Annotated in this window: 29 protein-coding genes and 1 pseudogene; 17 read left to right on the top strand and 13 right to left on the bottom strand. The window is 71.3% G+C overall.

Features of this window, described 5'->3' with window-relative positions; genetic code table 11:
- Positions 1-29 precede the first annotated feature (29 nt).
- Positions 30-545, top strand: coding sequence for a hypothetical protein (locus ACTWQA_RS48900; RefSeq protein WP_443165691.1), 516 nt, complete (start codon positions 30-32; stop codon positions 543-545).
- 84 nt (positions 546-629) lie between these two features.
- On the opposite strand, the gene ACTWQA_RS48895 is transcribed toward ACTWQA_RS48900, so the two are convergent.
- Positions 630-1424 carry a class I SAM-dependent methyltransferase gene (locus tag ACTWQA_RS48895; RefSeq protein WP_443165690.1) on the bottom strand — a complete coding sequence of 265 codons (795 nt, stop codon included), beginning with the start codon at positions 1422-1424 and terminating at the stop codon, positions 630-632.
- Between the two features lie 117 nt (positions 1425-1541).
- Between ACTWQA_RS48895 and def the strand changes: the two genes are divergently transcribed.
- From def to ACTWQA_RS48870, 5 genes are all read left to right on the top strand, one after another.
- A complete protein-coding gene (gene def, locus ACTWQA_RS48890) occupies positions 1542-2102 on the top strand; it encodes a peptide deformylase (RefSeq protein WP_327582142.1) in 561 nt (186 codons plus the stop codon).
- Positions 2103-2109: 7 nt separating this feature from the next.
- Complete coding sequence (locus tag ACTWQA_RS48885) at positions 2110-2730, top strand: helix-turn-helix domain-containing protein (RefSeq protein ID WP_443165689.1); 621 nt, start codon at positions 2110-2112, stop codon at positions 2728-2730.
- Positions 2723-4168 (top strand): pyridoxal phosphate-dependent decarboxylase family protein, encoded by a 1446-nt coding sequence (locus ACTWQA_RS48880; RefSeq protein ID WP_443165688.1) that lies wholly within the window; start codon positions 2723-2725, stop codon positions 4166-4168. Before ACTWQA_RS48885 ends, ACTWQA_RS48880 begins: the two co-directional genes overlap by 8 nt.
- Positions 4169-4223: 55 nt before the next feature.
- On the top strand, positions 4224-4529 hold the full coding sequence (locus tag ACTWQA_RS48875) for a CBS domain-containing protein (RefSeq protein ID WP_443165687.1): 306 nt from the start codon (positions 4224-4226) through the stop codon (positions 4527-4529).
- A 148-nt stretch (positions 4530-4677) separates the two neighbouring features.
- On the top strand, positions 4678-5037 hold the full coding sequence (locus ACTWQA_RS48870; protein WP_443165686.1) for an MmcQ/YjbR family DNA-binding protein: 360 nt from the start codon (positions 4678-4680) through the stop codon (positions 5035-5037).
- A 21-nt stretch (positions 5038-5058) separates the two neighbouring features.
- Here the strand turns inward: ACTWQA_RS48870 and ACTWQA_RS48865 are convergent, their stop codons facing one another.
- The 3 genes from ACTWQA_RS48865 to ACTWQA_RS48855 form a co-directional block, all read right to left on the bottom strand.
- Positions 5059-5928, bottom strand: coding sequence for a hypothetical protein (locus ACTWQA_RS48865; protein WP_443165685.1), 870 nt, complete (start codon positions 5926-5928; stop codon positions 5059-5061).
- Positions 5929-5997: 69 nt separating this feature from the next.
- Positions 5998-6183 carry a hypothetical protein gene (locus ACTWQA_RS48860; RefSeq protein ID WP_443165684.1) on the bottom strand — a complete coding sequence of 62 codons (186 nt, stop codon included), beginning with the start codon at positions 6181-6183 and terminating at the stop codon, positions 5998-6000.
- 17 nt (positions 6184-6200) lie between these two features.
- Positions 6201-6896 (bottom strand): hypothetical protein, encoded by a 696-nt coding sequence (locus ACTWQA_RS48855; protein ID WP_443165683.1) that lies wholly within the window; start codon positions 6894-6896, stop codon positions 6201-6203.
- 548 nt (positions 6897-7444) lie between these two features.
- On the opposite strand from ACTWQA_RS48855, the gene ACTWQA_RS48850 reads away from it, so the two are divergent.
- Complete coding sequence (locus tag ACTWQA_RS48850) at positions 7445-7630, top strand: hypothetical protein (RefSeq protein WP_443165682.1); 186 nt, start codon at positions 7445-7447, stop codon at positions 7628-7630.
- Between the two features lie 80 nt (positions 7631-7710).
- Here the strand turns inward: ACTWQA_RS48850 and ACTWQA_RS48845 are convergent, their stop codons facing one another.
- From ACTWQA_RS48845 to ACTWQA_RS48835, 3 genes are all read right to left on the bottom strand, one after another.
- Entirely contained in the window at positions 7711-8610 is a 900-nt protein-coding gene (locus ACTWQA_RS48845) for a CPBP family glutamic-type intramembrane protease (RefSeq protein WP_443165681.1), read from the bottom strand.
- On the bottom strand, positions 8607-9164 hold the full coding sequence (locus tag ACTWQA_RS48840) for a PadR family transcriptional regulator (RefSeq protein WP_443165680.1): 558 nt from the start codon (positions 9162-9164) through the stop codon (positions 8607-8609). The genes ACTWQA_RS48845 and ACTWQA_RS48840 overlap by 4 nt, the downstream gene beginning before the upstream one ends.
- Positions 9165-9244: 80 nt before the next feature.
- Entirely contained in the window at positions 9245-9406 is a 162-nt protein-coding gene (locus ACTWQA_RS48835) for a hypothetical protein (protein WP_443165679.1), read from the bottom strand.
- Between the two features lie 471 nt (positions 9407-9877).
- Between ACTWQA_RS48835 and ACTWQA_RS48830 the strand changes: the two genes are divergently transcribed.
- Entirely contained in the window at positions 9878-10045 is a 168-nt protein-coding gene (locus ACTWQA_RS48830; RefSeq protein WP_443165678.1) for a hypothetical protein, read from the top strand.
- Positions 10046-10062: 17 nt separating this feature from the next.
- On the opposite strand, the gene ACTWQA_RS48825 is transcribed toward ACTWQA_RS48830, so the two are convergent.
- Complete coding sequence (locus ACTWQA_RS48825; RefSeq protein ID WP_443165677.1) at positions 10063-12069, bottom strand: zinc ribbon domain-containing protein; 2007 nt, start codon at positions 12067-12069, stop codon at positions 10063-10065.
- A gap of 163 nt (positions 12070-12232) precedes the next feature.
- On the opposite strand from ACTWQA_RS48825, the gene ACTWQA_RS48820 reads away from it, so the two are divergent.
- Positions 12233-12745, top strand: a complete 513-nt coding sequence (locus ACTWQA_RS48820; RefSeq protein WP_443165676.1) for a transposase — start codon at positions 12233-12235, stop codon at positions 12743-12745.
- Positions 12746-12957: 212 nt separating this feature from the next.
- Here the strand turns inward: ACTWQA_RS48820 and ACTWQA_RS48815 are convergent, their stop codons facing one another.
- The gene (locus ACTWQA_RS48815) at positions 12958-13806 is read right to left on the bottom strand and encodes a hypothetical protein (protein ID WP_443165698.1); all 849 of its coding nucleotides are present in this window, start codon (positions 13804-13806) and stop codon (positions 12958-12960) included.
- A gap of 108 nt (positions 13807-13914) precedes the next feature.
- On the opposite strand from ACTWQA_RS48815, the gene ACTWQA_RS48810 reads away from it, so the two are divergent.
- From ACTWQA_RS48810 to ptsP, 8 genes are read left to right on the top strand one after another with little or no spacing between them, the layout of a single operon-like run.
- Entirely contained in the window at positions 13915-14676 is a 762-nt protein-coding gene (locus ACTWQA_RS48810; protein ID WP_443165675.1) for a DeoR/GlpR family DNA-binding transcription regulator, read from the top strand.
- Complete coding sequence (pfkB, locus tag ACTWQA_RS48805; protein WP_443165674.1) at positions 14673-15629, top strand: 1-phosphofructokinase; 957 nt, start codon at positions 14673-14675, stop codon at positions 15627-15629. Before ACTWQA_RS48810 ends, pfkB begins: the two co-directional genes overlap by 4 nt.
- Before the next feature lie 49 nt (positions 15630-15678).
- Positions 15679-16779, top strand: coding sequence for a mannitol-specific PTS transporter subunit IIC (gene mtlA / locus ACTWQA_RS48800; RefSeq protein ID WP_443165673.1), 1101 nt, complete (start codon positions 15679-15681; stop codon positions 16777-16779).
- Between the two features lie 3 nt (positions 16780-16782).
- Entirely contained in the window at positions 16783-17082 is a 300-nt protein-coding gene (locus ACTWQA_RS48795; RefSeq protein WP_305924763.1) for a PTS lactose transporter subunit IIB, read from the top strand.
- On the top strand, positions 17075-17500 hold the full coding sequence (locus tag ACTWQA_RS48790; RefSeq protein WP_443165672.1) for a PTS sugar transporter subunit IIA: 426 nt from the start codon (positions 17075-17077) through the stop codon (positions 17498-17500). The genes ACTWQA_RS48795 and ACTWQA_RS48790 overlap by 8 nt, the downstream gene beginning before the upstream one ends.
- A complete protein-coding gene (locus ACTWQA_RS48785; RefSeq protein ID WP_443165671.1) occupies positions 17497-18501 on the top strand; it encodes a zinc-dependent dehydrogenase in 1005 nt (334 codons plus the stop codon). The genes ACTWQA_RS48790 and ACTWQA_RS48785 overlap by 4 nt, the downstream gene beginning before the upstream one ends.
- 12 nt (positions 18502-18513) lie before the next feature.
- Positions 18514-18795 (top strand): HPr family phosphocarrier protein, encoded by a 282-nt coding sequence (locus ACTWQA_RS48780; protein WP_327582166.1) that lies wholly within the window; start codon positions 18514-18516, stop codon positions 18793-18795.
- Entirely contained in the window at positions 18788-20464 is a 1677-nt protein-coding gene (gene ptsP / locus ACTWQA_RS48775; RefSeq protein WP_443165670.1) for a phosphoenolpyruvate--protein phosphotransferase, read from the top strand. The genes ACTWQA_RS48780 and ptsP overlap by 8 nt, the downstream gene beginning before the upstream one ends.
- Before the next feature lie 43 nt (positions 20465-20507).
- Here the strand turns inward: ptsP and ACTWQA_RS48770 are convergent, their stop codons facing one another.
- The 4 genes and pseudogenes from ACTWQA_RS48770 to ACTWQA_RS48755 form a co-directional block, all read right to left on the bottom strand.
- Entirely contained in the window at positions 20508-20738 is a 231-nt protein-coding gene (locus ACTWQA_RS48770; protein ID WP_443165669.1) for a hypothetical protein, read from the bottom strand.
- Positions 20739-20882: 144 nt separating this feature from the next.
- Positions 20883-21089: a cold-shock protein gene (locus tag ACTWQA_RS48765; protein ID WP_305924757.1), complete on the bottom strand. Its 207-nt coding sequence runs from the start codon at positions 21087-21089 to the stop codon at positions 20883-20885.
- Between the two features lie 168 nt (positions 21090-21257).
- Entirely contained in the window at positions 21258-23759 is a 2502-nt protein-coding gene (locus ACTWQA_RS48760) for an ATP-dependent Clp protease ATP-binding subunit (RefSeq protein WP_443165668.1), read from the bottom strand.
- A 73-nt stretch (positions 23760-23832) separates the two neighbouring features.
- Positions 23833-24903 (bottom strand): annotated as a pseudogene (locus ACTWQA_RS48755) (aldo/keto reductase).
- Between the last annotated feature and the right edge of the window lie 2 nt (positions 24904-24905).

Raw genomic sequence — 24905 nt, 5'->3', positions numbered from 1 at the left:
CCACGCCGCGTCCCGGTAGAGTCGTCTCGGTGACGAAGCATACGATCTCCCCGCAGGCCGGCATCCTCGGTGAGGCGTTCGCCTGCGACTGCGGCGTGGTGCTCGGCGGACGCATGACAGCCGAGCTGCACGCCGCCGAGAACGGCCTGTGCTCGGCCTGCCTCGGCTCCGCCGAGGAGCAGATGGCGCCGGGCCTGGCGCGCGGCTGCCCGTCCTGCGCGGGAAGCGGGCGGCGCAAGAGGCAGGTCACCTGGCAGCTGGCGTACGCCGAGGCCGAGAACCTGATCACACTGAGCGTGGTGCGCGGGATCGTGGCCGGCTTCGACGGACCGTTCAGGCTGTCGGAGATCGCCGATACGGTGCGGTCCGGTCTCGGGCTGCCCGCCGGTCGGGTGCCGGTCGGGCCGCGGGTCCGCGATCTGCTGTTGCAGTTGCAGGCCGCGGGTGAGATCACCATGCTGTCGGCGCCCGACGAGATGGTCGGCGCCGACATGGTCCTCTACCGCGACCCGCAGTGGCAGCGGGCCCGCACCCTGGGCCTGTAGCGCCCGCCGAGCACGGCCCCCGGTTTCTGGCGCCCGCTGAACGCGACGCCGCCCCGAGCACGCCTGGCCCTGAAGGTCAGGCGCTTAAGCGCGGCAGAGGATCTCGCCGTGCAGGATGGATATCCAGCCGTCGCCGGCGGCCGCCCACTCCAGCCACCCGTCCGAGATCCGCCGCAGATCGGCCTCCGTCGCGGCGCCGGTGGCCAGGGCCTGCTCGGCCATGGAAGAGCGCAGGATCCGCTCGGCCCACATGCCGCCCCACCAGGCACGGTCTTCCGGTGTGGCGAAGCACCAGGTGGAGGAGGTGGCGGTGACGTCCTCGAAGCCCGCGGCCCTGGCCCACGACAGCAGCCGCCGCCCGGCGTCCGGCTCGCCGCCGTTCGCCCGCGCGATCTTCTGGTAGAGCTCCAGCCACTCATCCAGCGCCGGCACCCGCGGATACCAGGTGAACGCGGCGTAGTCGCTGTCGCGCACCGCCACATACCCGGTCGGCTTGGTCACCCGGCGCATCTCGCGCAGGGCCCGCACCGGGTCGCCCACATGCTGCAGCACCTGGTGGGCATGCACGACGCAGAAGGTGTCGTCGGCGTACGCCAGGTTGTGCACGTCGGCGACGGCGAAGCCCACGTTGCCCAGCCCTCTGGCGGCCACCTCGGCCTTCGCCAGGTCCAGCGCCTCGGCGGTGACCTCGGACGCCGTCACGTGTCCGACCAGGCCCGCCAGGTCGGCGGTGATCGTGCCGGGCCCGCTGCCCACGTCCAGGAGCGTCATGTGCGGCTTCAGGTGCGGCAGCAGGTACGCCGCCGAGTTCTCCGCCGTGCGCCAGCGGTGCGAGCGCAACACGGACTCGTGGTGGCCATGCGTGTAAACGGCGTCCATCGCCTGAACTCCTTCGTTTGGCTCCGATGCCGATCACTTTAGCGCGGGTCTCACTATTTAAGAGAGAATGTCTTATTATATGAGACAGTAGACTTGCTGCCGAAAGGTTTCCAAACGTTGAGAAAGGCGTTGGTCGTGGGAGAGGTCCGGCCGATCGTGCATGTGGGCGACCCGGTGCTGCATCATCCGTGCGAGCCGGTCACCCGGTTCGACGACGAGCTGGCGGCGCTGGTGGAGGACATGTTCGCGAGCATGTACGCGGCGGAGGGCGTGGGCCTGGCCGCCAACCAGATCGGCGTGCCGCTGCGCGTGTTCGTCTACGACTGCCCAGACGCCGACGGCGAGCACCACAAGGGCGTCGTCGTCAACCCCACACTGGAGTTGCCGGAGGTGGGTGAGCGCCACCTCGACGCCGGGGACGAGGGCTGCCTGTCGGTCCCCGGCCAGTACGCGCCGCTCCCCCGCCCCGACCACGCCACCGTGCACGGCTACGACGCCGCCGGACAGCCGGTCACGGTCGAGGGCACCGGGCTGCTGTCGCGCTGCCTGCAGCACGAGACCGACCACCTCGACGGCCACCTCTACATCGACCGCCTGCCGGCCAAGCGCCGCAAGCAGGTGCTGGCCGCCTACCGCGAGGAGCACCCCTCCGCTGTAGCGGACAAGACACCGCTATAGTGGAGGAATGGACGGCGAAGGGGTCCTGTCCACCGGCCTGTCGATGGCCGAGCTGGGACAGCGGATCCGCGGCGAGCGGCGGGCGCGCGGGTTGTCGATCGAGCGGCTGGCCGAGCTGAGCCGCATCAGCAGGAGCATGGTGTCGGACGTCGAGCGTGGCGCCAAGACGCCGACCGTGCTGGTGCTCGACCGGCTGGCCACGGCGCTCGGCACGTCGATCGCGCGGCTGCTCGACGAGCCGGCGCACGGCGCCATGCGCGTGCTGCGCCGCGACGAGCAGCGGGTGCTGCGTGACCCGTCGGGCTGGGAGCGGCGGGTGCTGTCGCCGGTGATCAGCGACGTGGAGTTCGAGTTCATGCGCACGACCATCGGTCCGGGCGTGGACGCGGGCGAGTTCGAGCCGCACGCGCCCGGGTCGCGGGAATACCTCGCGGTGGAGCACGGCAGCCTGCGGCTGACCATCAACGGCAGGGCGTACGTGCTCGACACCGGCGACGCCGTCTACTACCCGGGCGACTGCCGCCACGCCTTCGCCAACGACGGCGCCGTCGACTGCGTTTACTACCTGGCCATGGAGCTGGGCGGCGCCGGGCACCACGAAACACGGAAGGAACCACTCGATGAATGACCTGCGCCCGGCGACCGGCACCGGCGGCGAGGACCTGCGTGCGGCCGGTGCGAAGGCGGCCGCGATCGTGGCCGGGCACCTCGCGGGCGTCGCCGACCGGCCGGTCTGGCAGCCGGTCCCGGCCGCGGACCGTGCCTGGCTGAGCGACCAGGAGCTGCCCGAGACCGGACGCCCGCTGGAGGAGCTGCTCGAGGACGCCCGCACGCACGTGCTGCCGCACCCGATGGGCAACGGCCACCCCCGCTTCTTCGGCTGGGTCAACTCCCCGCCCAATCCGGCGGGCGTGCTCGTCGAGCCGCTGGCCGCCGCGCTCAACCCCAGCTGTGCCGGCGGCGACCATGCCGGGCCGCACCTGGAGCGGGCGGTGGTGCGGTGGCTGGCCGAGCTGGTCGGGTTCCCGCATCGACCCGGCGGCGGGTTGCTCACCAGCGGGGCGTCGATGGCCACGGTGATCTGCCTGGCCGCCGCCCGCCAGCGGGCCGCGCTCGCCGACGGCTGGGACGCCCGCGAGGAGGGACTGTCCGGGCGTCCGCCCATGGTCATGTACGTCACCGAGGAAGGCCACAGCTGCCTGCACAAGGCCGCCCAGCTGCTCGGCCTGGGGGCGCGGCACGTGCGCACGGTGCCGGTGGACGCCGCGTACCGGATGGACGTGTCCGCGCTGCGCGCCATGGTGGCCGAGGACCTCCAGGCGGGGTTGCGGCCGTTCTGCGTGGCGGGCAGTGCGGGCACCGTCAACTCCGGGGCCGTCGACCCGCTCGGCGAGATCGCCGACGTGGCCGCCGAGCACGGGCTCTGGTTCCACGTGGACGGCGCCTACGGCGCGCTCGGCATCCTGGCCGACGGCGCCGCCCCCCACTATGCCGGCCTGGAGCGCGCCGACTCCCTCGCGCTGGACCCGCACAAGTGGCTGGGCGTGCCGGTGGGCTGCGGGTGCGCGTTGCTGCGCGACCCGGCGGCGGCCCGGGCCGGGTTCAGCCTCGTGCCGTCGTACCTGATCGACGACAACGCCGGCGAGCTGGGCTGGTTCGCCGAGTACGGGCCCGAGCAGACCCGGCCGTTCCGCGCGCTGAAGACCTGGGCCACCCTGTCCCACCTCGGCCGCTCCGGCATCGTGAGCCTGGTGAACCACACGGCGGGCCTGGCCCGCACACTCGCCGCCATGGTCGAGCAGGCCGCCGACTTCGAGCTGCTCGCCCCGGTCACCACGTCGATCACGGCCTTCCGCTACCGCCCGCACGGCGGCGACGGGCTGGACGCGCTCAACCGGGCGATCCCCGGCGCGGTCCAGGCCCGCGGGAACGCGTTCCTCACCGGCACCCGGCTGGGCGGCCGCGAGACGTTGCGGGCCTGCTTCCTGCACCCGGACACCACCGAGCGGGACCTGGCCGTGCTGCTCGACGAGATCCGCCTGGCGGCCAAGAGCCTCCAGACGTGAGTCGCCCATTCGCCCGGGTAGGAGGTCGGCCCGACCGGCCTACAGGAGGCATTCCATGGCGAAGACCGTGGCGGACGTAATGACGAGCCACCCGGCGACGATCGAGGGTGACCAGCCCGTGTCCGTCGCCGCCGCGCTGATGCGCGAGAACGACGCGGGCGCCGTGATCGTCAACGACAACGGCCGCATGGCGGGCATCGTCACCGACCGCGACATCGCGGTGCGCGTGGTGGCCGACGAGAAGGGCCCGCAGACCCCGGTCCGCGAGGCCTGCAGCCCGTCGGTCGAGGCCGTCGGCCCCGACACCAGCATCGACCAGGCCTTCCAGCTGATGCGCTCGCACGCCATACGCCGGCGCTAGTCGCGTATCACGGGGACTTCGTCGCCATGGTTGCTGTCTGTGCGAAAGTGTCGGCATCGTCAGTCTCGGCGACCTCGCGCTCGAGCGCGACCCGAACTCCGCGCTCGCCGACATTTCGGCCGCCGAGGGCAACCGGTAACGTGGCCGCGTGGTCACAGTCGACGATGTACGACAGTTCACGCGCACGCTTCCGCGCTCGTCGGAGCACCTCATCAGGGACCGGGTGAAGTTCCGCGTCGGCCAGATCGTCTACGTGGCGTTCTCGCGGGACGAGACGCTCATGGGCTTCGGCTTTCCCAAGGAGGAGCGCGAGGCGCTGGTGGCGGCCGAGCCGGACAAGTTCCTCATGCCGAGGGAGTCGGATCTGCGCTTCAACTGGGTGGAGGTGCGCCTGGCCGAGCTCGACGTCGCGGAGATGCACGAGCTGGTGCTGGAGGCGTGGCGGATGTGCGTGCCGAAGAAGGTGCGCCTGGAGCAGCAGCTGGCCGCCGAGCGCGCCCGCCCCTGAGCTCAGGGGCGGGCACCGGGCTCAGGCGAGCCGGTCGACGCCGAGCGCGCTGATCAGCAGGCGTTCCTTGCGGTTGCCGAGCAGGCCGGCCGTCCAGTCGACGAATCCGCCGTCGCCGACCTCCAGCCCGTCGCTGTAGATCTTGTAACAGAGGCCGGTGTAGTAGCCCCGGCCTGTCTCCCTGTCCGGGTCGGGTTTCGCGCGGAGCGGTGCGGCCACGCGCTCGAAGCGTTCGTCCAGGACCGTGACCCGCGTCTCGGGGTCCGGGATCCCGCAGGCGCGTACGGCCTCGGCGAGGATGGCCAGGTGCTCGGCCGCGTGGCGCCGCTCGAACGCCAGGTCGCCGGTGTCCCGACCCGCCGTCACCAGCGCGAACAGGGTGAAGTGCGCGAAGACGGCAGCGCCTTCGAAGCGCTGGGCGCGGGTGACGCGTTGCAGCGCGGCCAGCCGTACCGGCTCGGGCCCTGAGACGGCCCGGCGACGCACGGCCGCCTCCAGCGCGAGCGCGTTGGTGGGGTCGGCGGCGACCTCGCTGTTCCTGATGGTGGAGACGACCTTGTTCTGGTCCACCGGGCCGACCGCCGAGCAGGCGCCGAGCGGCGCCACCGGCGCCAGCGTGACCACCTCGACGTCATCGGGCAGCGCCGATAACACGGCGTCCTCCGCGCGCCGCAGCCTGCCGAACGGAATCGGGGCGGGGGCGACGAAGCGGTCCTGGCCGTAGCGGCGCAGCACGTCGGCCGGAGCGAGTGCCCGGGCGCGGCGGCGCATCACCTCCAGCAGCAACGTGGTCAGGTCGGCGCCGGACAGGCGTTCGGACAGGACGTCCAGGATCTCGGGTCCGCCCGCCTGCCTGAGCACCCGGTCAAGTGCGCTCGCTCGCTCCGTCATCCCCCACCCCTATCACGGCGGCTCCCGCCTACGCCCGGCATTTTCCGGCCGCCTGAATCATGGGCGGCGTCACCAGTTGGCCGGCTCCGCGAGCGCGTAGGAGGAGGCGATCCTGGCGTGATCGTGGTAGATCGACAGGACGCTCTGCCCGCTCGGCGTGCCCTCGCGCCAGCCGGTCCGGGTGTCAACGTCCTCGAGGCCGGCCAGGTCCGCCTCAACGCCACGGGGCTCTGATAGGTCCAGCCGTTGCGGCAAGGCCGCGGCATCTTGAGCTATGACGCCATGGGAAAAGATGTCAGGTTACACAGCGCTTGCCGGTCTTCCAGACTCTTCAGCCCAGCCACCTCTTCGCGCAGCCGCAACTGGAGCGTGACGATCTGTGCGGCTCGCGCCGCTTCAGCGTCCTCAGCAGTGATCTCAGCGATCCCTGCCTCGTGCAGCCACTCCGCCACCTCCGCCCATGACCACAAAGCAGCGCGCTCTCGTGGGACGACGGGTTCCGGGAAACCGCCGGGCCCGCGTACGCCCTTGCGGTAATGGTCCACGGAGGCGAGCGTCTGCCCGATCCGCTCAGCGATCTGCCCAAGCGTCACCCTGTCGTCGGAGATCCGGGTCGCCTTCAGTCCGCACTTCTCGCCCTGCATGACCGCGTGCACCATTGCCTGGATGGCGCTGCTGGATTCGCGATCGAACTCGGCGAACCCCTCGCCGCCGGCCTTCCAGGCGTCGAATGCGATCGTTGCGTCGTCCCACCCGGCCTCATAGAGCCGGTTGATCAGGGCATCACCACCTGCCGGTCCGATGAAGTGGACCACGAACTCGTACATTGCCATCGTGATCATCCTTCCTGTGAGGTCGTGGTCAGCGATTCGGCCTTGTGCGGGCATTTTTCGAGTGCCCGGCGTAGTCTGCGCGCGTGATTCTCGGGCACCTCGGGTGTTGACCAGATGGAGGTAGGTGGCCTGCATCCGTCGATTCCCCCAGGACAGTAGGCCCGTCCCCACGCGTGGCCACTGGTGCCCGCCTTCTCGATCCGCCAGCCAGCCGCGTCCATGTCTTCCAGGACAGCTCGGATCTCCTTGTTGGGATGGCGCGGCGGTGTCACTCGGTCCCCTTACCTGACGGCCAACATGGTCAGTCTACCTCGGGTGTTTAGTTAACTCTACGGAAGGCTTGACCGTGTTGAGAATGACGTTTTCAACTCGCCTGCTGGGCGTGAGCGCCAGCCTCCGAACTCCCGCGGAACGGAGCCGGCTTGGAATGGTCCGGGTGGTGATGCGCTTGACCGAGGCGCTCTGCCCGCCGGATGGGCCATCAGCAGCGCCATGACGCACCGGCCGCCCTTGCCGACGAGGCCGGTCGTGTACAGCACAGGACGGCCGTAATCGGGCACGCCCGAGCCGACGGCCCGCTGGGCGATCCACGAGACGGGCACGCTGACCGCCTTGGCGTCGCACCTGATCGGCGGCGGCCATCAATGCCGCACGGCGTGGCCCTGCGCAGGTGAACGAGGATCGTGTCCCTGCCCTGGGGCGGCGGCGCCGTGTCGGCCAGCCTCAGCTTGTGGGCCATCCGCATGATGATCTGCCCCTCGCCGCCCCGGTCCCAGAACACCGAGGCCGCGTCATCGTCGCTGGACCGCAACATGATCTTCAAGAGCTTCGCGTCGGCCGCGGACACGCTCCTGCGCCGCTGCAGGTAGTCGATCGCCGAGCGATACTTCCGTGCACGTAGCGGACGGCCACGATGTTCTGGCACACGAATTAGTGAAGTTTCCTAGCACTATCGCTCGGCGATGCGACGGCGGTAGAGATGGAGGCCGAGACCGCCGAAGATCACCATTGAGGTGATCGCGTGGGGCGCGATCCCGAACCAGGCGTCGGCGTGGCCCTCGAGGCGCAGGTGGCCGTGGAGCAGGAGGGGCGTCGAGAGCGCGTTGCTCACCGTGTGCAGGGCCACGCCGGGCCAGATCGAGCCGGTACGCAGCCGCAGCTCGCCGTACAGGACGGCCAGCGCCACGATGCCGACGAGGAACGCCGGCAGGAACCATGGCCAGGGCAGACTCGTGGTCGCGTCGAAGTCCGCGGGCCGCATCCACACCAGGTAGAGCGGCAGGTGCCATAGTCCCCACAACAGGCCGACGAGCGCGTGCGGTGCGAGTCCGGGCAGGCCGAGGGCCATGGCAGTGCGGGTGGCGTACCCGCGGAAAATGAATTCCTCCAGCACGTTCTTGATCAGGAGGAAGCCGAGCGCGGCGACGATCGCCTCGGCCAGAGCCGGCTTGCCGGGCGAGGGGGCGAGGGAGAACGTCGCGGCCCCGGTGGCGGTCGCGATCGCCACGCAGAGGGCGGCCGCGGCGGGGAACAGCGCGAGCGCGAAGGCGAACCAGCGCACGCGCCCGGGGAACCGTAACGTCAGGCCCAGCGGCCCTGCCCCATCCTTGCTGACGACGTGGAGGGCGAGGGCGGTCAGCGCGGGGGCCAGCAGCCACAGGCCCTGCCCTGCCGTGCTGCCGCTCGTGGAGGTCGTGTCGGCGGTGCCGGACAGCTGGCCGGTGGCCCGGTCCCAGACGGCGAACAGCCAGCCGCCGCCCACGACGACGATGGCGAAGATCGCGAAGTTGACGCGGGCGCGCAGGTGCGAGGGGCCTGTAACCGATCGGGCCTGGATGACGGCGGTCACTGGGGGTCTCCGTTCCCGGGAAGAGTGTCGAGCACCGCCAGGGCCTCCTCGGCCCAGGCGACGGCCGCCTCGGCACCGTGCCGGCCGGCCGAGATCGTCATGAGCGTGTAGGGCAGGTGCGGGGAGTCGCGGTCCTCTTCGGCGACCGTGCGCGTCAGGGCGTCGTATTCGGCCAGCCGCCGCTCGGCGTCGGCCTTGGCCTCCCGGAGCAGCTCGCGGCACCGGCGCACGCCGAGGTGCCGGCCGAAGAACAGGCGCAGCAGGAGCCCGTTGCGCGGCGGCACGGCCTTGATCGGCTCGTTCAGCAGGTCACGCAGGCGGGCCAGGCCGGACTCGGTGATCTGGAAGATCGACGATCCGGCGCGCGGGCCCTCCTGGCGCCGGACATGTCCGTCCTGTTCCAGGGCGTTCAGCGTGGGGTAGATCTGGCCGAAGCTCTCGCTCCAGAAATGGCCGAGCACTTCCCTGATGGCCTCGCGCAGGGCGTACGCCGTCATCGGCTGCATGCTCAGCGCACCCAGGACCGCCATTTCCGTCTGATCTCGTCGCGCCATCGACCGCTCCCTTCTATCTGATAGATATATCTAACAGAGAGAGCGGTGATGGGGCAAGCACGAGGAGAGCCCCGCCTGCGTCACACACGGAATTCCGCGCTGAATCCGAGAATGGTCGTGGCCTTGGCCAGGTTCAGGGGGACCGTGCGGCCGGGCAGGGGACGGCGGATCTCGGTCATGGGGTGGAACCGGCGGAGCAGCTCCTCGGTGGGGTGGGAGACCAGGGTTTCCGGGGCGGCCACGGTGATGACATGGAAGCCGTCCGGCTCGAGGGCGAGCAGGCACGCCCGGGCTCGGCCGCGGGCGCGTGGATCCAGGTGGCGTTGGTGAAGGCCGGCCTGGAGCTCTGCAGCCGGAAGTAGGCGCGGGTGTCCGCCCAGGTCTCCTGATAGAGCGAGCCGGCGTTGACCTCGTACGGCACGCCGCCACGCGCGTCCTTGGTCCAGGCGGTGGTGGGCACGTACTTCTCCGGCGCGGTGTTGCCGATCCGCGTGGGGAGAACATGTAGCCGGTGGGAGTCAGCGTGGTGCTGCCGCTCACCTCCCATCTCAGGGTCGCCCGGCGAGCGGACACGGTGAACGTGCCACGCACGGTCACCGCCGAGGCGCCCGCCGACATCCGGTAGGCGACCCGGAGGGCAGGCCGCCCGTCCACGGTGGTCAGGCTCGGCGTGCCGCCGAACGTGCTGCTGCCCGAGCACACTGTCCTTGATCATGAAGTGGCCGATCCTGAGGCGATCTACTCCCGAGGCGTCGCGGACCACGATCGAGCCGTCGGCCGAGATCGACAGGCCGTCCGCCTGGGCGGGGATGGCGGTGAGCGCGGAAGCCGCGCCCGTCAGCGCGGCGGCCTGGAGGAGGGCGCAGCGGCGCCTTTCGTGATTAGCGTCTCTGATTAGCTAAGCGATCCTTAGTCCGGTTATGTTTTCCGGACTGGAGATGTGTTCCCATCGTGGTGGGGTGGCGTGGGCGTGCAGGTGGAAGCCCGCGCCCAGCGCCGCCCCTCTCGGCCGATGTCGCCGTCGGGTGGTGGGGGTGCTTGAGCTGATCGTGTGCACGGTGGTCGTGCGCACGCCCTGGTACCGGCGGGCTGCGCGGGGCAGCACGTGCTGGTCCGTGTGAGCGTGTCCCTCCGGACGCTGGCCCGCCGGCCCGGTGGGGCCGGGGGTGGAGGGTGCCCCGCGTCGCCTGGGCGCGGGGCGTGGGGATCGAGGCCGGGTGGGTCCGGTCTTGGACCGGTCGTTCCGGCGGGTCTGGGTGGTGGCCGGGGTGAGCACGGCTTGGGCTTCGAGTGAGCCGGCCAGGCTGCGGATGGCCAGGTGGCCGGTGTCGCGGTCGGTGACGGTTTTGCTCTGGTGGGTCAGGCCGCGGGCGGCGATCCGCTGCCAAGCGCCCTGGTCGCGGTCGCCCTGCCAGCCGCAGTCGGGGTTGGGGCACAGCGCCCACTTCCACCCCGGAGTGGCCGACCGGTCGGGGGCCTTGCAGTGCCGCAGCGGCACCAGGCACCGCGGGCAGTGCTTGGAGGTGTTCTTCGCCGGAACGGTGACCACGGCGACCCCCTGCTCGGTGGCCAGGTGCCGCATGTTGCCCATGATCTGCCCGCGCACGGCCTGAGACAGGCGAGTGTTGAGGGTGCGGCCCATGCCCTTGGCCTCCATCGACCGCAGATCCTCCACATAGATCACGGTCGCACCCGCGGCGATAGCCTGATCCACCGTCCACCGGGCCGCCGCCCAGGCCAGCGCATCGTTCAGGTTCGACCGGCGATCGGCCACCATGCGGCATTCGGCGGCTAGCACGGCGTGCCTGCCTGCCAGCGGATGGTCGGCGCGGCCGGCGATGAGCCGCTGGTAGGCCTCGGTCTTGGCGTGCAACTGTTCGCCTTGGCGGCGCAGCCGGTGCTGGCGGGCCATCACCCCGGCGGCCCGGAACTGGGCACCGGCCCCCAGTGCGGTGATACGGCCGTCGCCGTGACGGCGCACCACACCTGCACCGAGCAGGGTGTTCAGCCCCCAGTCCACCCCCAGGGCCACGGTGTGGCCGGTGCGGGACGCGGCGGGCACGGCGTGGGTGAACGCCACATCGGCGTGTACCGTGCCGCCGTGGGGGCGCAGGGTGGGCAGGTGCAGCACCGCCTCGGCGGGCACGGTGGGTGGCAGGGTGATCGGGCAGGCCACCCACCGCCAGTCGGCATACGAGCGCGGATCCGGGCGGGTGGGCAACTCCAACCGCAGCACCGCGCGGCCGCCGTCGTGCTCATGGCGTTCGAGGGTGGCCTGTTGCCGGTCCACCGCGGCCAGGATGAGCATCCGCGCCGCCCGTGGTGCGCTCTCCAACGCGAACACATCGGCGGGCAGATCGCCGTGCTCGCGGTTGAACGCGGCGATCTGCCGGGTCCGCGCCTTGATCACGCTGCCGGGCAGGTGACGCCCGGCGGGGATCGCCTCGCGCACCGCCTCCCACTCGGCCGCCGTGCGCTGGTCGGGGTCCGCGGGCCAGGTGGCCAGCACTCCCGCAGTCAGCTCGGCCCGCCACTGCGCGCCGCGCAGACTCCGCCCGGCCTGTTCCTGGGCCATGCGCACGATCCGGTCGTTGACCCGCACGCCCTGCGGCGCGCCGACGGTCCAGCCCAGCCGCCGCAGTGCCGTCCACGCCTGCGACGGCAGGCGTCGCCCGCCCGCGTCCACCCCGGAGGCCAGCCGTGCGACGTCGGCCCTGTTCCAGTGCTCGGCCAGTAGCACCGCTGTCATGCCGGACACCAGTTCCGCACACCAGCCGACGCGCCTGGCCAGCACGCCCGCAGGCACGAGCTCGCCGCTGTGTTCGTCCACGCCGCCGCGCAGCAGTGCGCGGGCACAGGCGGTCTGCGTGGTCTGGCCTGCGGCCAGCGGCGGCTTTCGCGTCACCGGCCGCCCTCGCCCTTGCGGTGTGCCCGCCTCGCGGGTTCGCTGGGCGCGGCCGGCGGACCCGATTGAGCGAACTCGCATCTCCGCACCCCTTCACCCCCGTTTTCACTCTGAGTGACCGTTAGACTACCATGCTTTGACCTCAGGGTCGAACACGTGAGCGATGCATGGATATCGGCGGGTGTTGACAGCCGGTCCTGTCTTCACCACCATTCCCGAATCACCACCATCATTCGGCAACACGCGGAAGCCTGGAGGCCCGGAACGGACGGGCGAGGCCTGCCGTGATCAAACAGCCTTGTCGCCGGAATACCGGCACGGGCACGGCGCCTTGTGCAGCGGGCTCAACCACCGCAGGATCGACGTGGAGCAGTTACGTGAGGTGCTGGCCAGGCTCCCGTTACCGCGCTGGCCGGACGGGCGAATCGTGCTGGCGGTGGATGTGTCCCCCTTGCTCCGCTCGGACGCGCCCTGCTCGGCCGAGCGGCTGTACTCATTCGTCGCAGCGCTGGAGATGGGCCGCAGTTCGTGGACGGCGCCGCTGGATGTGGTGCGGCTCCGGTGGTCACCGCGGGTTCGCGCCAGTCGGTGGGGTTGGCCAGGGCGAATTCGCCGCCGCGCTTGGGCGGCCGCCCGTTGGTTCCGTGACCGACACCATCCACTACGGCAAGGCTGAGGCGAACGCCTGTGACCGGCTCCATCCATGTGTAGATCAATCCGAATCCCGCTCACAGGCAAGGGAGAGGTCTGGCATGGCAGCAAAGTCGGGAATGTCGGCTGCGCCTCGGATATGTCGCTGGCCTAGATCAAGTGCTCCGCGGATTCGGGAGCCCGTGGACAACGGTCCGCGGGATTCCAGCAAGGCGCGGCGTGGACCCGATCAGGGCACTACGAGATGCCGCGGTAGAGGTCCCTGGTCATGGCGGTGATGCGCTTGACGGAGGCGCTCCACGTGCTGCCCGCCGGGTGCGTCGTGAGCACCGCCATGACGTACCGCTCCCCCTTGCCCACCAGCCCGGTCGTGTACAGCACGGGACGGCCGTAGTCGGGCACGCCCGAGCCGACGGCCCGCTGGGCGATCCACGAGACGGGCGCGCTGACCGCCCTGGCGTCACACCTGATCGGCGGCGTGGTGCCGAACCCCGACCAGCCCTGCTTGACCGCCCACGGCCGGGGCAGCGCGTCCGGGATCCCGAAGGTCTGATCGAAGCCGTCCGTGCCGCACGGCATGGCCCTGCGCAGGTGGCCCAGGATCGTGTCCCTGACCCGGGCGTCGGCGGTGTCCAGCAGGTAGCGGTACGTCCGGACGATGTCGTACGCGCTCAGCGAGCTGTACCCCCAGAAGCCGGGCCTGGACGCGGGCGGTGGCGCCGTGTCGGCCAGCCTCAGCTTGCGGGCCATCCGCACGATGATCTGCCCCTTGCCGCCCCGGTCCCAGAACGCCGAGGCCGCGTCGTCATCGCTGGACCGCAACATGACCTTCAGCAGCCTGGCGTCGGCGGCGGGCACGCTCTTGCGCCGCTCCAGGTAGTCGATCGCGATGAGGATCTTGACGACGGACGCCGAGCGGTAGGCGCGGTGCGCGTTGCGGGTGGCCACGATCTTGCCTGCCTGCCGGTCGAACACCACCCACGCCGCCGTGGTCCCGGCCGGAACGCGCGGTGGGGCGGTCGCGGCGGCCTGAGCGGGCGTGGCGAGGGCGGCGACGACGAGGGGCACTGCGGCCCAGGGCTTCATACGCACGCGCCTATAAGTACCAGATTCTCCTGTCCAACTCTTGACCTCCCAACAGAACCGGGTATAAACACAGATGAAACCAACACGAAACGGCGGTGAATCAACATCATGTACGCGGAGGAGCGGCAGCAGGAGATCCTGCGGAGAGCGCGTGCCACAGGCCGCGTCGACGTGGTGACGCTGGCCGCCGATCTCGACGTGACCACCGAGACGATCCGCCGCGACCTGACGTCGCTGGAGCGGGCGGGTGTGCTGCGCCGCGTGCACGGCGGCGCGATCCCCGTGGAGCGGCTGGGCTTCGAGCCCGCGCTGGCCGCCCGCGACGAGCTGATGACGGCCGAGAAGGAGCGCATCGCCAAGGCGGCGCTGGCCGAGCTGCCCGAGGACGGATCGGTCATCATCGACGCGGGCACCACGACGGGCCGGCTGGTCCAGGTGCTGCCCGCCGACCGCGAGCTCACCGTCGTGGTGAACTCGCCGCCGCTGGCCACGGTCCTGGCCGCCCGCCCCAACCTGCACGTGATCATGCTGGGCGGGCGGCTGCGCGGCAAGACGCTCGCCACGGTCGACGACTGGGCGCTGCGCCCGCTCGCGCACCTCAACGTGGACGTCGCGTTCATCGGCACCAACGGCTGCTCGCCGGCCCGGGGACTGACCACGCCGGACCCGGCCGAGGCGGCGATCAAGCGGGCCATGGTCAAGGCCGCGCAGCGCAGCGTGCTCCTGGCCGACCACACGAAGTTCTCCAACACCTACCTGGCCACGTTCGCCGAGCTGAGCCAGATCGACGTGGTGATCAGCGACACCGGGCTGGACGTCACGCTCGCCGCCGACGTGGCGGCGGCGGGGCCGGAGGTGATCAGGGCGTGATCCTCACCCTGACGCTCAACCCCAGCCTGGACCGCACGATCGAGATCGGCGCGCTGGACCGGGGCGCGGTCATCCGCGCCGCCGCCGCTCACCTGGATCCGGGCGGCAAGGGCGTGAACGTCTCGCGCGCCCTGCTGGCCAACCGGGTCGCCTCGCGCGCGGTGGTGCCGTTCGGCGGGGACGAGGGCAGGCAGCTCGTCCGCCTCCTCGCCGCCCAGGGGCTCGACATGGTCACCGTCCCGGTGGCCGGCCCGACCCGGTCGAACGTCACGCTCGCCGAGCCCGACGGCACCACCACCAAGATCAACGAGCCGGGCACGGCCCTGTCGCCCGGCGAGCTGGACACGATCGCGGAGGCGGTGCTGGCCTCCGCGCACGAGGCGGACTGGGTGGTCGCCTCCGGCAGCCTGCCTCCCGAGGTGCCCGCCGACGTCTACGCCCGGTTGTGCCTCAGGTTCGCCGAGGCGGGCATCCTTGTGGCGGTCGACACCAGCGGGCCCGCCCTGTCGTGCGCGCTCGGCGCGGCGCCGGCCCTGGTCAAGCCGAACGTGGAGGAGCTCGCCGCGGCCACCGGCATGCCCATCCACTGCCTGGGCGACGTGGTGAAGGCCGCGGGCAAGCTGCGGGCGGCGGGCGCGCGCACGGTGCTGGCCAGCCTGGGCGCCGACGGCGCGGTGCTGGTCGAGGAGTCCGGCATCTGGTACGGCGAGGCGCCGGTGACCGAGCCCCGCAGCTCCGTCGGCGCGGGCGACGCCATGCTGGCCGGGTTCCTAGCGGAGGGCGGCCACGGGCCTGACGCGCTGGCGCGGGCCCTGGCCTGGGGCGCCGCCGCGGTGCGCCTGCCCGGAAGCCGCATGCCGGGACCCGCCGACATCGACCTCGGCGCCGTCACCGTCCACCAGCCCGACCCGGCCCGCCTCCTCACCTCGACCCCGCCCGCTCCTCCCCTCTAGCCGGCAAAGCCGCTGATTCTCTGCACAACCCCCCGAAGGAGCTAGTCCCATGGCCGACACTTACACACCTCCGGTCACCGGAACCGGCGTCAAGGCCACCATCCAGCGCATCGGCGGCCACCTGGCCGGCATGATCATGCCGAACATCGGCGCGTTCATCGCCTGGGGCCTGATCACGGCGCTGTTCATCCCGACCGGCTGGCTGCCGAACGAGGACCTCGCCAAGATGGTCGGCCCGATCATCTCCACCCTGTTGCCGGTCCTCATCGCCTACACCGGCGGGCGGATGGTGCACGGACAGCGCGGCGCCGTCGTCGGCGCGGTGGCGGTGATGGGCGTCGTGGTCGGCACGGAGGCCCCGATGTTCCTGGGCGCCATGATCATCGGCCCGCTCACCGCCCTGATCCTGAAATATGTGGACAAGTTCACGGAGGCGCGGACCAAGGCCGGGTTCGAGATGCTGGTGGACAACTTCTCCGCCGGCATCGTGGGCGGCGCGATGGCGATCGTCGGATTCCTCGGCATCGGGCCCATCGTGCAGGCGGTCACCACGGCCGCGGGCAACGCCGTGGAGTGGCTGATCACCAACAACCTGCTGCCCGTGGCGTCCGTACTCATCGAGCCGGCCAAGGTGCTGTTCCTGAACAACGCCATCAACCACGGCGTGCTCAGCCCGCTGGGTGTCGCGCAGGCGGCCGAGCAGGGCAAGTCGATCCTGTTCATGCTCGAGTCGAACCCGGGGCCCGGGCTGGGGCTGCTGCTGGCGTACCTGCTGTTCGGGCCGCGCGAGCTGCGGCCGAGCACGCCCGCCGCGATGATCATCCACTTCTTCGGCGGCATCCACGAGATCTACTTCCCGTACGTTCTCATGAAGCCGCGCCTCATCGCGGCCGTCATCGCGGGCGGCGCGGCCGGGGTGTTCACGTTCATGATCACCGGGGCCGGCCTGGTCGCCACCCCGTCGCCGGGCAGCATCTTCGCCTACCTGGCGGTCACGCCGAAGGGCGGCTGGCTGGGCTCGAGCCTCGGGATCCTCGTGGCCACGGCCGTGTCGTTCGCCGTCGCCGCCCTCCTGCTCGGCTTCGGCAGGGGCGAGAAGGCCGCCGATGAGGAAGTTTCCAGCACCGAACCCGCCACCAAGGAGGCCTGAGCCATGGACGCCAAGGACATCCGAAAGATCATCGTCGCCTGCGACGCCGGGATGGGCAGCAGCGTGATGCTCGCCTCCACGCTGCGCAAGCAGCTCAAGGACAGCGGCGTCATCGTGGAGCACACGCCGGTCAACTCCATCCCGGACGACGCCGATGTGGTGCTGTGCCATGCCGGGCTGGCCGCCCGCGCCAGGGCCGCCGCTCCGGGGAAGCTGCTGGTGCCGTTCCAGATCTTCCTCGGCGACCCGGCGGTGACCAGGCTGGTCAACACCATCAAGAACGGCGGCACCGTCGATGCGTGACGACCTGCTCGACCCGCGGGCGGTGCGGCTGCACGAGAGCGCCGCCGACCGCGACGCGGCCATCCGCCTCTGCGGCCGGGTGCTGGTCGAGGTGGGGGCGGTCGCGGAGCCGTACGTCGAGGCGATGCTCGAACGGGAGCGGTCGATCTCCACCTACGTCGGCGAGGGTGTCGCCATCCCGCACGGGACGGACGCGTCCAAGGAGGACATCAAGCGGGACGCCATCTGCGTCGTGCGGTTCCCCGGCGGCGTGGACTGGGACGGCGAGCAGGTCACGCTCTGCGTCGGCATCGCCGCCAGGGAGGGCGGCCACGTGCCGCTGCTGGCGGCGCTGGCCGAGATCCTGCTCGACCCCGACCGCGCCCGGGCCCTCCGCGAGGCGAGCGAGGTTTCACAGGTGATGAAGGAGCTCGTATGAAAGTCGCCAGATTCCACGCCCCGGGCGACATCAGGATCGAGGACGCGCCCGAACCCGTGGCGGGGCCGGGCGAGCTGAAGATCCGGGTACGCAACTGCTCGACCTGCGGCACCGACGCCAAGATCTACAAGTTCGGGCACCACCACATCAGGCCGCCGCGGGTGATGGGGCACGAGATCGCCGGCGAGGTCGTGGACACCGGCGCCCGGGTGCAGGTGATCGCCGCCATCCCGTGCGGCGCGTGCGCCGAGTGCCTGCGCGGCCGCCAGACGGTCTGCCCGAACCAGGAGTCGATGGGCTACCACTACGACGGCGGCTTCGCCGAGTACATGATCATCCCGGCGAAGGTGCTCGCCGTCGACGGCGTCAACGCCATCCCCGACGGAGTCGGCTTCGCCGAGGCGTCGGTCGCCGAGCCCCTGGCCTGCGTGCTGAACGGGCAGGAGCTGGCGGGCGTCGGCGCGGGCGACGACGTGGTGGTGATGGGCGCGGGCCCGATCGGCTGCCTGCACGTCCGGCTGGCGCGGGCGCGCGGCGCCGCCCGCGTGTTCCTCGTGGACGTCAACGCGCAGCGCCTGGCCATGGCCGCCGAACTGGTGAGCCCGGACGCCGCCATCGACGCCGACCCCGTCGAGCAGGTGCTGAAGCTGACCGGCGGGCGCGGCGCCGACGTGGTGATCACGGCGGCGGCGTCGGGGGCGGCGCAGGAGCAGGCGGTGCGGATGGCGGCCAGGCAGGGCCGGATCAGCTTCTTCGGCGGCCTGCCCAAGGACGACCCGATCATCGCGCTGGACTCCAACCTGGTTCATTACCGCGAGCTGACGATCGTCGGCGCGAACGGCTCCAGCCCCGCCCACAACGCCGCGGCGCTGGGGCTGGTGGCCGAGGGGGCCGTCGTGGTCTCCGACCTGATCACCCACCGGCTGCCGCTCCCCCGGGTGCTCGACGGGATCGACCTCGTCAGCCGGGGCGCGGCCATCAAGGTCACGATCGAACCGTAAGGAGACGCTCTGATGGCACATCGAACGGTCGCCGTGGCCTCGGCCAGCGGCCTGCACGCCCGGCCCGCCAAGCTCTTCGTCCAGGAGGCGGTGCGGCTCGGGGTGCCCGTGACGGTGCGGCTCGGCGAGAAGGCCGTGCCGGCCAAGAGCATGCTGGGAGTGTTGTCGCTGGGGGCCGTCCAGGGGACGGAGGTGACGCTGGAGGCGGACGGGCCGGGGGCCGAGGAGGCGCTGGACGCGCTGGCGTCGCTGCTCTCGCGCGACCTGGACGCGGAAGAGGCCCTCGATGCCTGACACCCCGCTCCGGCCCGGCGTCGCGGAGCCTGGACCAGGAGCCCGTGCCGGCGGCTCCCGTCCTGACAGCGGCCCCTGGACGGGGGCCGGCGGGCGGCTCACCGGACTCGGCGTCAGCCAGGGCCGGGCGGCGGGCCCGGTGATCCGGATGGCCGGGCCGCCGCGGCTGCCCGCCCCCCATCCGGTCGCCGACCCCGGCGCCGAGGCGGCCATCGTCGTCAAGGCCCTGGGGGCGGTGGCCGCCGACCTCGCCCAGCGGGCCACCGGCGCGCAGGGGGAGGCCGCCGAGATCCTCGAGGCGCTCGCCATGATCGCCGACGACCCGATGCTGCGGGAGGAGGCCGAGGGAAAGGCACGCAGCGGCCTGGACGCGGCCCACGCCCTGGACGCGGCCTTCGCCCATCACCTGGACGCCCTCGCCGCGCTGGGCGGCTACCTGGCCGAGCGGGCCGCCGACCTGGACGACCTCAAGCATCGCGCGGTGGCGTTCGCGCTCGGCCTGCCCATGCCGGGGCTTCCCTCCCCCGGCCACCCGTACGTGCTGGTGGCCGCGGACCTCTCCCCCGCCGACACCGCCGGCCTGGGCGACGACGTGCTGGCACTGGTCACCGAGCGGGGCGGGCCGACCAGCCACACCGCGATCCTGGCCCGCGGCCGGGGGCTGCCCGCGGTGGTGGCCTGCCCGGAGATCGCCGGCGTCCCCGACGGCACCATCGTGGGCGTCGACGGCACGACCGGCGAGATCGCCCTCGGCCTGTCCGCCGCGGAGGCGGCCGAGGTCGGGGAGCGCGACCGCGCCGAGAAGGCCAGATTGGCGGCGAGCCACGGCCCCGGCAGGACCGCCGACGGCCACCCTGTCAAGCTCTTACTCAACGTCGGCTCGGCCGCGGACCTGCGCCCGGGCGCGGAGGGCGTCGGGCTGTTCCGCACGGAGTTCCTGTTCCTGGACCGCAGGCAGGCGCCCTCGTTCGAGGAGCAGGTCGCGGCCTACACCGAGGTGTTCACGCAGGCCGAGACGGTCATCGTGCGCACGCTGGACGCCGGCACCGACAAGCCGCTGCCCTTCCTGGGACTGCCCGGGGAGCCGAACCCCGCCCTGGGCGTGCGCGGCCTGCGGGTGGACCGGGTGCTCCCGGACGTGCTGGACACGCAGCTCGACGCGATCGCCGAGGCGGCCAGGGCCGCGGGCGCGCAGGCGTGGGTGATGGCGCCCATGGTCACCACGATGGGCGAGGCGTCCGGCTTCGCCCGTCGCGCCCGCGCCAAGGGCATTGCCAGAGTCGGGGTGATGGTGGAGGTGCCGGCGGCGGCGCTGCGGGCCCGGCGGTTGCTGCAGGAGGTGGACTTCCTCAGCATCGGCACCAATGACCTGGCCCAGTACACCTTCGCCGCCGATCGCCAGCACTCCTCCCTGGCCGATCTCCTCGACCCTCGTCAACCGGCCCTCTTGGAGCTGATCGCGATGTGCGCGGAGGCGGGGCGGGAGGCGGGCAAGCCGGTCGGCGTGTGCGGGGAGGCCGCCGGCGACCCGCTGCTGGCGCCCCTGCTGGTGGGGCTGGGGGTGACGAGCCTGTCCATGGCCCCGGTGTGCGTTCCCGCGGTCCGGGAGGCCTTGGCGGCCCTCACCCTGCAGGAGTGCCGGGAACGCGCCCATGCGGCGCTCGCCTAGCGGCGCGCGCCGACCACTACTCCTGCGAGGAGCGCGGTCACCGTCACAGCTTGACGAGTTTGGCGTAGGGCGCGTTGATGCGGCGCGTCTCCGCACCGAAATCAACGAGGACAGCCACATCCTGCTCGACGGCGATGACGCGGCCGAGGCCGTATTTGTCGTGGCTGGCCTGGTCCCCCACGGCGAACTGCTCGACGGGAGGTGGTGGTGGCGGCTCGCCAACGTTGAAGGGGCTTCCTGGCAGGCGTCGCCGGGCCGCGGCGTGAGGTCTCATTGGTATCAGTATGCGCCCTGCTGACGAATAAAGCGACCGGAGCCGGAGGAGACGGCACGAAAGCACGGATGTGCGGGGGGAGCCGGGGACGCGCCAAATCCGGGCCCGCAGCGGTGCGGGCCCGGATTCATGACATGTGCCAGGTCAGGCGGCGACGATGTTCTCCGCCTGCAGACCCTTCTGGCCCTGGACGACGTCGAAGGACACCTTCTGGCCCTCGTGCAGCTCCCGGTAGCCGCCGCTGGCGACGATGTTGGAGTAGTGCGCGAAGACGTCGGGGCCGTCGTTGTCCTGAGCGATGAAGCCGAAGCCCTTTTCGGCGTTGAACCACTTCACGGTTCCGGTTGCCATATCGATCTCCTCGAGATGTGTGCAGGAAACGCAATTCGCACCGTGCGAATTGCCGTGTCGCCGCGATGAGCCCATCCGGAGATGACCGGAAAACAAAAACGCGCCTGAAGATCACAGTCTGTCAGGCGCGCACAAAGTCTTTATGGGTACCACAACTACAACTGCAGTTCAGTCTAGCACACGTTTCGGGTCCACCGCCCTGAGCCGGAGCTGGTCGTTCTCGACGTCGACCGTCACCCTGCCGCCCTCGGACACCTCGCCGGTCAGCAACATCGTGGACAGCCGGTTGTCCAGCTCCCGCTGCACCGTCCGCCGCAGCGGCCGGGCCCCGAACTCCGGCTGGTAGCCGCGCTGCGCCAGCCAGTCCTTGGCCGGGTCCGTGACCTCCAGCGTGACGTCCTGTCCGCGGAGCCGCTGCCGGGTGCGCTCCAGCATCAGGTCCACGATCCGGCGCAGCTGCTCGCGCTCCAGCCGCTTGAAGACGATCGTCTCGTCGATGCGGTTGAGCAGCTCCGGCCGCAGGGAGCGGCGCAGCAGGTCCATGAGCCGGCTCTCGAGCTGCGCGGGGTCGGCGGTGGACTCCAGGATGAGCTGGGCGCCGAGGTTGCTGGTCATGATGACGATCGTGTTGGTGAAGTCCACCGTGCGGCCGTGCCCGTCGGTGAGGCGGCCGTCGTCGAGCATCTGCAGCAGGATGTTCATGACGTCCGGGTGGGCCTTCTCGACCTCGTCCAGGAGGATCACGCCGTGCGGGCGGCGGCGTACGGCTTCGGTGAGCTGGCCCGCCTCCTCGTACCCGACGTATCCGGGCGGCGCGCCGATGAGGCGCGAGAGCGTGTGCCGCTCCTGGTACTCGCTCATGTCGATGCTCACCATGTGCTCCTCGCCGCCGAACAGGGCCGCGGCGAGCGCCCTGGCCAGCTCGGTCTTGCCGACGCCCGTGGGGCCGAGGAACAGGAAGCTGCCGATGGGCCGGTTGGGGTCCGACAGTCCCGCCCGCGCCCTGCGTACCGCCTCCGCGATCGCGGTCACCGCCTCGTCCTGGCCGATCACGCGCTGGTGCAGGTGCTCTTCGAGGCGCATGAGCCGGTCGCGTTCCTGCTCGGTGAGCTGGGTGACCGGGATGCCGGTGCGGCGGGAGACGACCTCGGCGATGTCCTCCACCATGACCTGCGGCACGGTGTCCGTGCCCTGCCTGGCGCGCTGCAGCTCCGGCCGGACCTTGTCGATCTCCCTGGTCAGGTCCTTGGCCCGGTCGAAGTCGTCGGCGGCGACGGCCTGGTCCTTGTCGCGGCGCAGCGAGTCCAGGCGTTCCTCCAGCTCCCGCACGTCGCTGCCGGGGGTGCGCGAGCGCAGCCGCACCCTGGCCGCGGACTGGTCCATCAGGTCGATGGCCTTGTCGGGCAGGAAGCGGTCGGAGATGTAGCGGGCCGACAGGGTCGCGGCGGCGTCCAGGGCCTCGTCGGTGATGCGGACCTGGTGGTGGGCCTCGTACGCGTCGCGCAGCCCCGCCAGGATCTCCACCGTCTCCTCCACGGTCGGCTCGGCGACCAGGATCGGCTGGAAGCGGCGTTCGAGTGCCGCGTCCTTCTCGATGTTCTTGCGGTATTCGTCGATCGTGGTGGCGGCGACGACGTGCAGCTCGCCGCGGGCCAGGGCGGGCTTGAGGATGTTCGCCGCGTCCATGCCGCCCTCGGCGGCGCCGGCGCCGACCAGGTTGTGCACCTCGTCGATGAAGACGATGATCTCGTCGGCGTGCTCGCGCACCTCGTCGATGACCTTCTTGATGCGTTCCTCGAACTCGCCGCGGTATTTCGTCCCGGCCACCATCCCGGTCAGGTCGAGGGCGACCACGCGGCGGTCCTTGAGCGGGTCGGGGACGCTGCCGTTGACGATGCGCTGGGCGATGCCCTCGACGATCGCGGTCTTGCCGACGCCGGGCTCGCCGATGAGGCACGGGTTGTTCTTGGTGCGGCGCGACAGCACCTCGATGGACTGCTCGATCTCGTCCTCACGGCCGACGACCGGGTCGATCTTGCCTTGGCGGGCCTGCTCCGTGATGTCCCGGCCGTACTCGTCCAGCGAGGGCGTGTTCGTCGCGCGGCGGGCTTCGCCTCGGCGGGCCGGGCCCGCCATGATGGCCTGCTGCAGCTCGTTCGCCGAGACGCCCTGCTCCTGCAGGATGCGGGCGGCGCTGGAGTCCTGGTTGGCGGCCACCGCGAGCAGCAGGTGCTCGGGACCGATGTAGGAGGACTGGAGGGCGCGGGAGATGCGCTGGGCGTCGAGGATGGCGCGTTTGGCGGCGGGCGAGAGGGTCGTGGGCGGCTCGGCGGGCAGGCCGGGGCCGCTCATCTCGTCGATGCGGTCACGCAGCCGGCCCAGGTCCACCCCGGCGGTACGCAGCATGGCCTGAGTGGCGTCGTCGTCGATCAGCGCGTCCAGCAGGTCGAGCACGTCGAGGTCCGGCGCGCCGCGCTGCCCGGCCGCCTCCAGCGCGCGCCGCAGCACCTCCCGGGCCGAGGCGCTCAGGAGCTTGCCCACGTCCACCCGCTGCACGCTGGGCCGGGTGGGCGGCCAGCCCTCCATGCCGCCGAACACCCGGCCCGTGAGCTCCTCGAACCCTCTGAACGGATCTCCACCGAAAAACGACCTGAACGGCATGTCCGCCATCGAATGCCCCCTCTACCCTCCAGGGGACACCTAGCCATCCAGGCCGCAAGCGATAGCCAGTAATCAGCAAGTATCAGGTCAGGGGCCGCCGGCGCAGGCTCGCCTCGGCCAGCTGCGGCGGCTGCCAGCCCGCGTCGGCCGGGTTGAGCGTGACGCCGGGCGCGACGATCTCGTCGATCCGGTCGAGCACGTCGTCGCTCAGCCGCACGTCGGCGGCGGTGAGCTGGCTCTCCAGGTGCTCCATGGTGCGCGGCCCGATGATCGCCGAGGTCACGGCCCGGTGCCGGGTCGTGAACGCGATCGACAACTCGATCAGCGTGATCCCGGCCTCCTCGGCCAGCACGGCGAGTTTCTCGACCGCGTCGAGCTTGCGCTGGTTGACCTCCTGCGTCATGTCGTAGCGGTCGGGCAGCCGCTGCGCCCTGCGGGTCTGCGGCACGTCCTGGCCCTTGCGGTAGTGGCCGCTCAGCCAGCCGCCGGCGGGCGGGCTCCAGACGATGACGCCCATGCCGTACTTCTCGGCCACGGGCAGCACGCCGGCCTCGATGCCGCGCACGAGCGGCGAGTACGGCGGCTGCTCGCACACGAACCGCTCCAGCCCGCGCCGGTCCGACGCCCACTGCGCCTCGACGATCTGGTGGGCGGGGAAGGTGGAGCTGCCGAGGTAGCGGACCTTGCTCTGGCGGACGAGGTCGGTGAGCGCGCCGAGGGTCTCCTCGATGTCGGTGTCCGGGTCGGGGCGGTGGATCTGGTAGAGATCGATCCAGTCGGTGCCTAGCCGCCTCAGGCTGTCGCTGGTCGCGTCTCGCGGGGATTACGTCAACACAGTTGCTCGCCGCACGGAAAGGCGGGAGTTGCCCCGCTCGTTGGGCCCCTCCCCCATGACGCCGTGGCACTTCGTGGCCAGCACCACCTGGTCCCGCTTGCCGGACTTGGCGAGCGCTTGGCCGACGAACTCCTCCGACTGCCCCTGCGAGTAGACGTCGGCGGTGTCGATGAAGTTGACCCCCGCGTCCAGCGCCCGGTCGATGATCCGGGCCGACTCGCCGGGATCGGACTCCCCCCACCAGCCGAACATCATCGCGCCCAGGCAGAGCGGACTGACCTTGAGTCCGGTACGTCCGAGTACACGATATTCAGTCATGG

Source organism: Nonomuraea sp. 10N515B, assembly GCF_052245915.1.
In the GTDB taxonomy this organism is placed as follows: domain Bacteria; phylum Actinomycetota; class Actinomycetes; order Streptosporangiales; family Streptosporangiaceae; genus Nonomuraea.
The sequence above is the reverse complement of the archived record's forward strand: the minus strand, read 5'-3'. Positions and strand labels throughout refer to the sequence as shown.

What these genes read in the sequence shown, in the direction of transcription:
- ACTWQA_RS48855 (WP_443165683.1), bottom strand. Translation starts at nt 6,896, where the DNA reads ATGCAGGCCACCTACCTCCATCTGGTCAACACCCGAGGTGCCCGAGAA.
- mtlA (WP_443165673.1), top strand. Translation starts at nt 15,679, where the DNA reads ATGGCCGACACTTACACACCTCCGGTCACCGGAACCGGCGTCAAGGCC.
- ACTWQA_RS48780 (WP_327582166.1), top strand. Translation starts at nt 18,514, where the DNA reads ATGGCACATCGAACGGTCGCCGTGGCCTCGGCCAGCGGCCTGCACGCC.
- ACTWQA_RS48770 (WP_443165669.1), bottom strand. Translation starts at nt 20,738, where the DNA reads ATGAGACCTCACGCCGCGGCCCGGCGACGCCTGCCAGGAAGCCCCTTC.
- ACTWQA_RS48885 (WP_443165689.1), top strand. Translation starts at nt 2,110, where the DNA reads ATGGACGGCGAAGGGGTCCTGTCCACCGGCCTGTCGATGGCCGAGCTG.
- ACTWQA_RS48830 (WP_443165678.1), top strand. Translation starts at nt 9,878, where the DNA reads ATGAAGTGGCCGATCCTGAGGCGATCTACTCCCGAGGCGTCGCGGACC.
- ptsP (WP_443165670.1), top strand. Translation starts at nt 18,788, where the DNA reads ATGCCTGACACCCCGCTCCGGCCCGGCGTCGCGGAGCCTGGACCAGGA.
- ACTWQA_RS48895 (WP_443165690.1), bottom strand. Translation starts at nt 1,424, where the DNA reads ATGGACGCCGTTTACACGCATGGCCACCACGAGTCCGTGTTGCGCTCG.
- ACTWQA_RS48765 (WP_305924757.1), bottom strand. Translation starts at nt 21,089, where the DNA reads ATGGCAACCGGAACCGTGAAGTGGTTCAACGCCGAAAAGGGCTTCGGC.
- ACTWQA_RS48880 (WP_443165688.1), top strand. Translation starts at nt 2,723, where the DNA reads ATGAATGACCTGCGCCCGGCGACCGGCACCGGCGGCGAGGACCTGCGT.
- ACTWQA_RS48865 (WP_443165685.1), bottom strand. Translation starts at nt 5,928, where the DNA reads ATGACGGAGCGAGCGAGCGCACTTGACCGGGTGCTCAGGCAGGCGGGC.
- ACTWQA_RS48795 (WP_305924763.1), top strand. Translation starts at nt 16,783, where the DNA reads ATGGACGCCAAGGACATCCGAAAGATCATCGTCGCCTGCGACGCCGGG.
- ACTWQA_RS48810 (WP_443165675.1), top strand. Translation starts at nt 13,915, where the DNA reads ATGTACGCGGAGGAGCGGCAGCAGGAGATCCTGCGGAGAGCGCGTGCC.
- ACTWQA_RS48785 (WP_443165671.1), top strand. Translation starts at nt 17,497, where the DNA reads ATGAAAGTCGCCAGATTCCACGCCCCGGGCGACATCAGGATCGAGGAC.
- ACTWQA_RS48875 (WP_443165687.1), top strand. Translation starts at nt 4,224, where the DNA reads ATGGCGAAGACCGTGGCGGACGTAATGACGAGCCACCCGGCGACGATC.
- ACTWQA_RS48815 (WP_443165698.1), bottom strand. Translation starts at nt 13,806, where the DNA reads ATGAAGCCCTGGGCCGCAGTGCCCCTCGTCGTCGCCGCCCTCGCCACG.
- ACTWQA_RS48760 (WP_443165668.1), bottom strand. Translation starts at nt 23,759, where the DNA reads ATGGCGGACATGCCGTTCAGGTCGTTTTTCGGTGGAGATCCGTTCAGA.
- ACTWQA_RS48820 (WP_443165676.1), top strand. Translation starts at nt 12,233, where the DNA reads ATGCATGGATATCGGCGGGTGTTGACAGCCGGTCCTGTCTTCACCACC.
- ACTWQA_RS48790 (WP_443165672.1), top strand. Translation starts at nt 17,075, where the DNA reads ATGCGTGACGACCTGCTCGACCCGCGGGCGGTGCGGCTGCACGAGAGC.
- ACTWQA_RS48840 (WP_443165680.1), bottom strand. Translation starts at nt 9,164, where the DNA reads ATGGCGCGACGAGATCAGACGGAAATGGCGGTCCTGGGTGCGCTGAGC.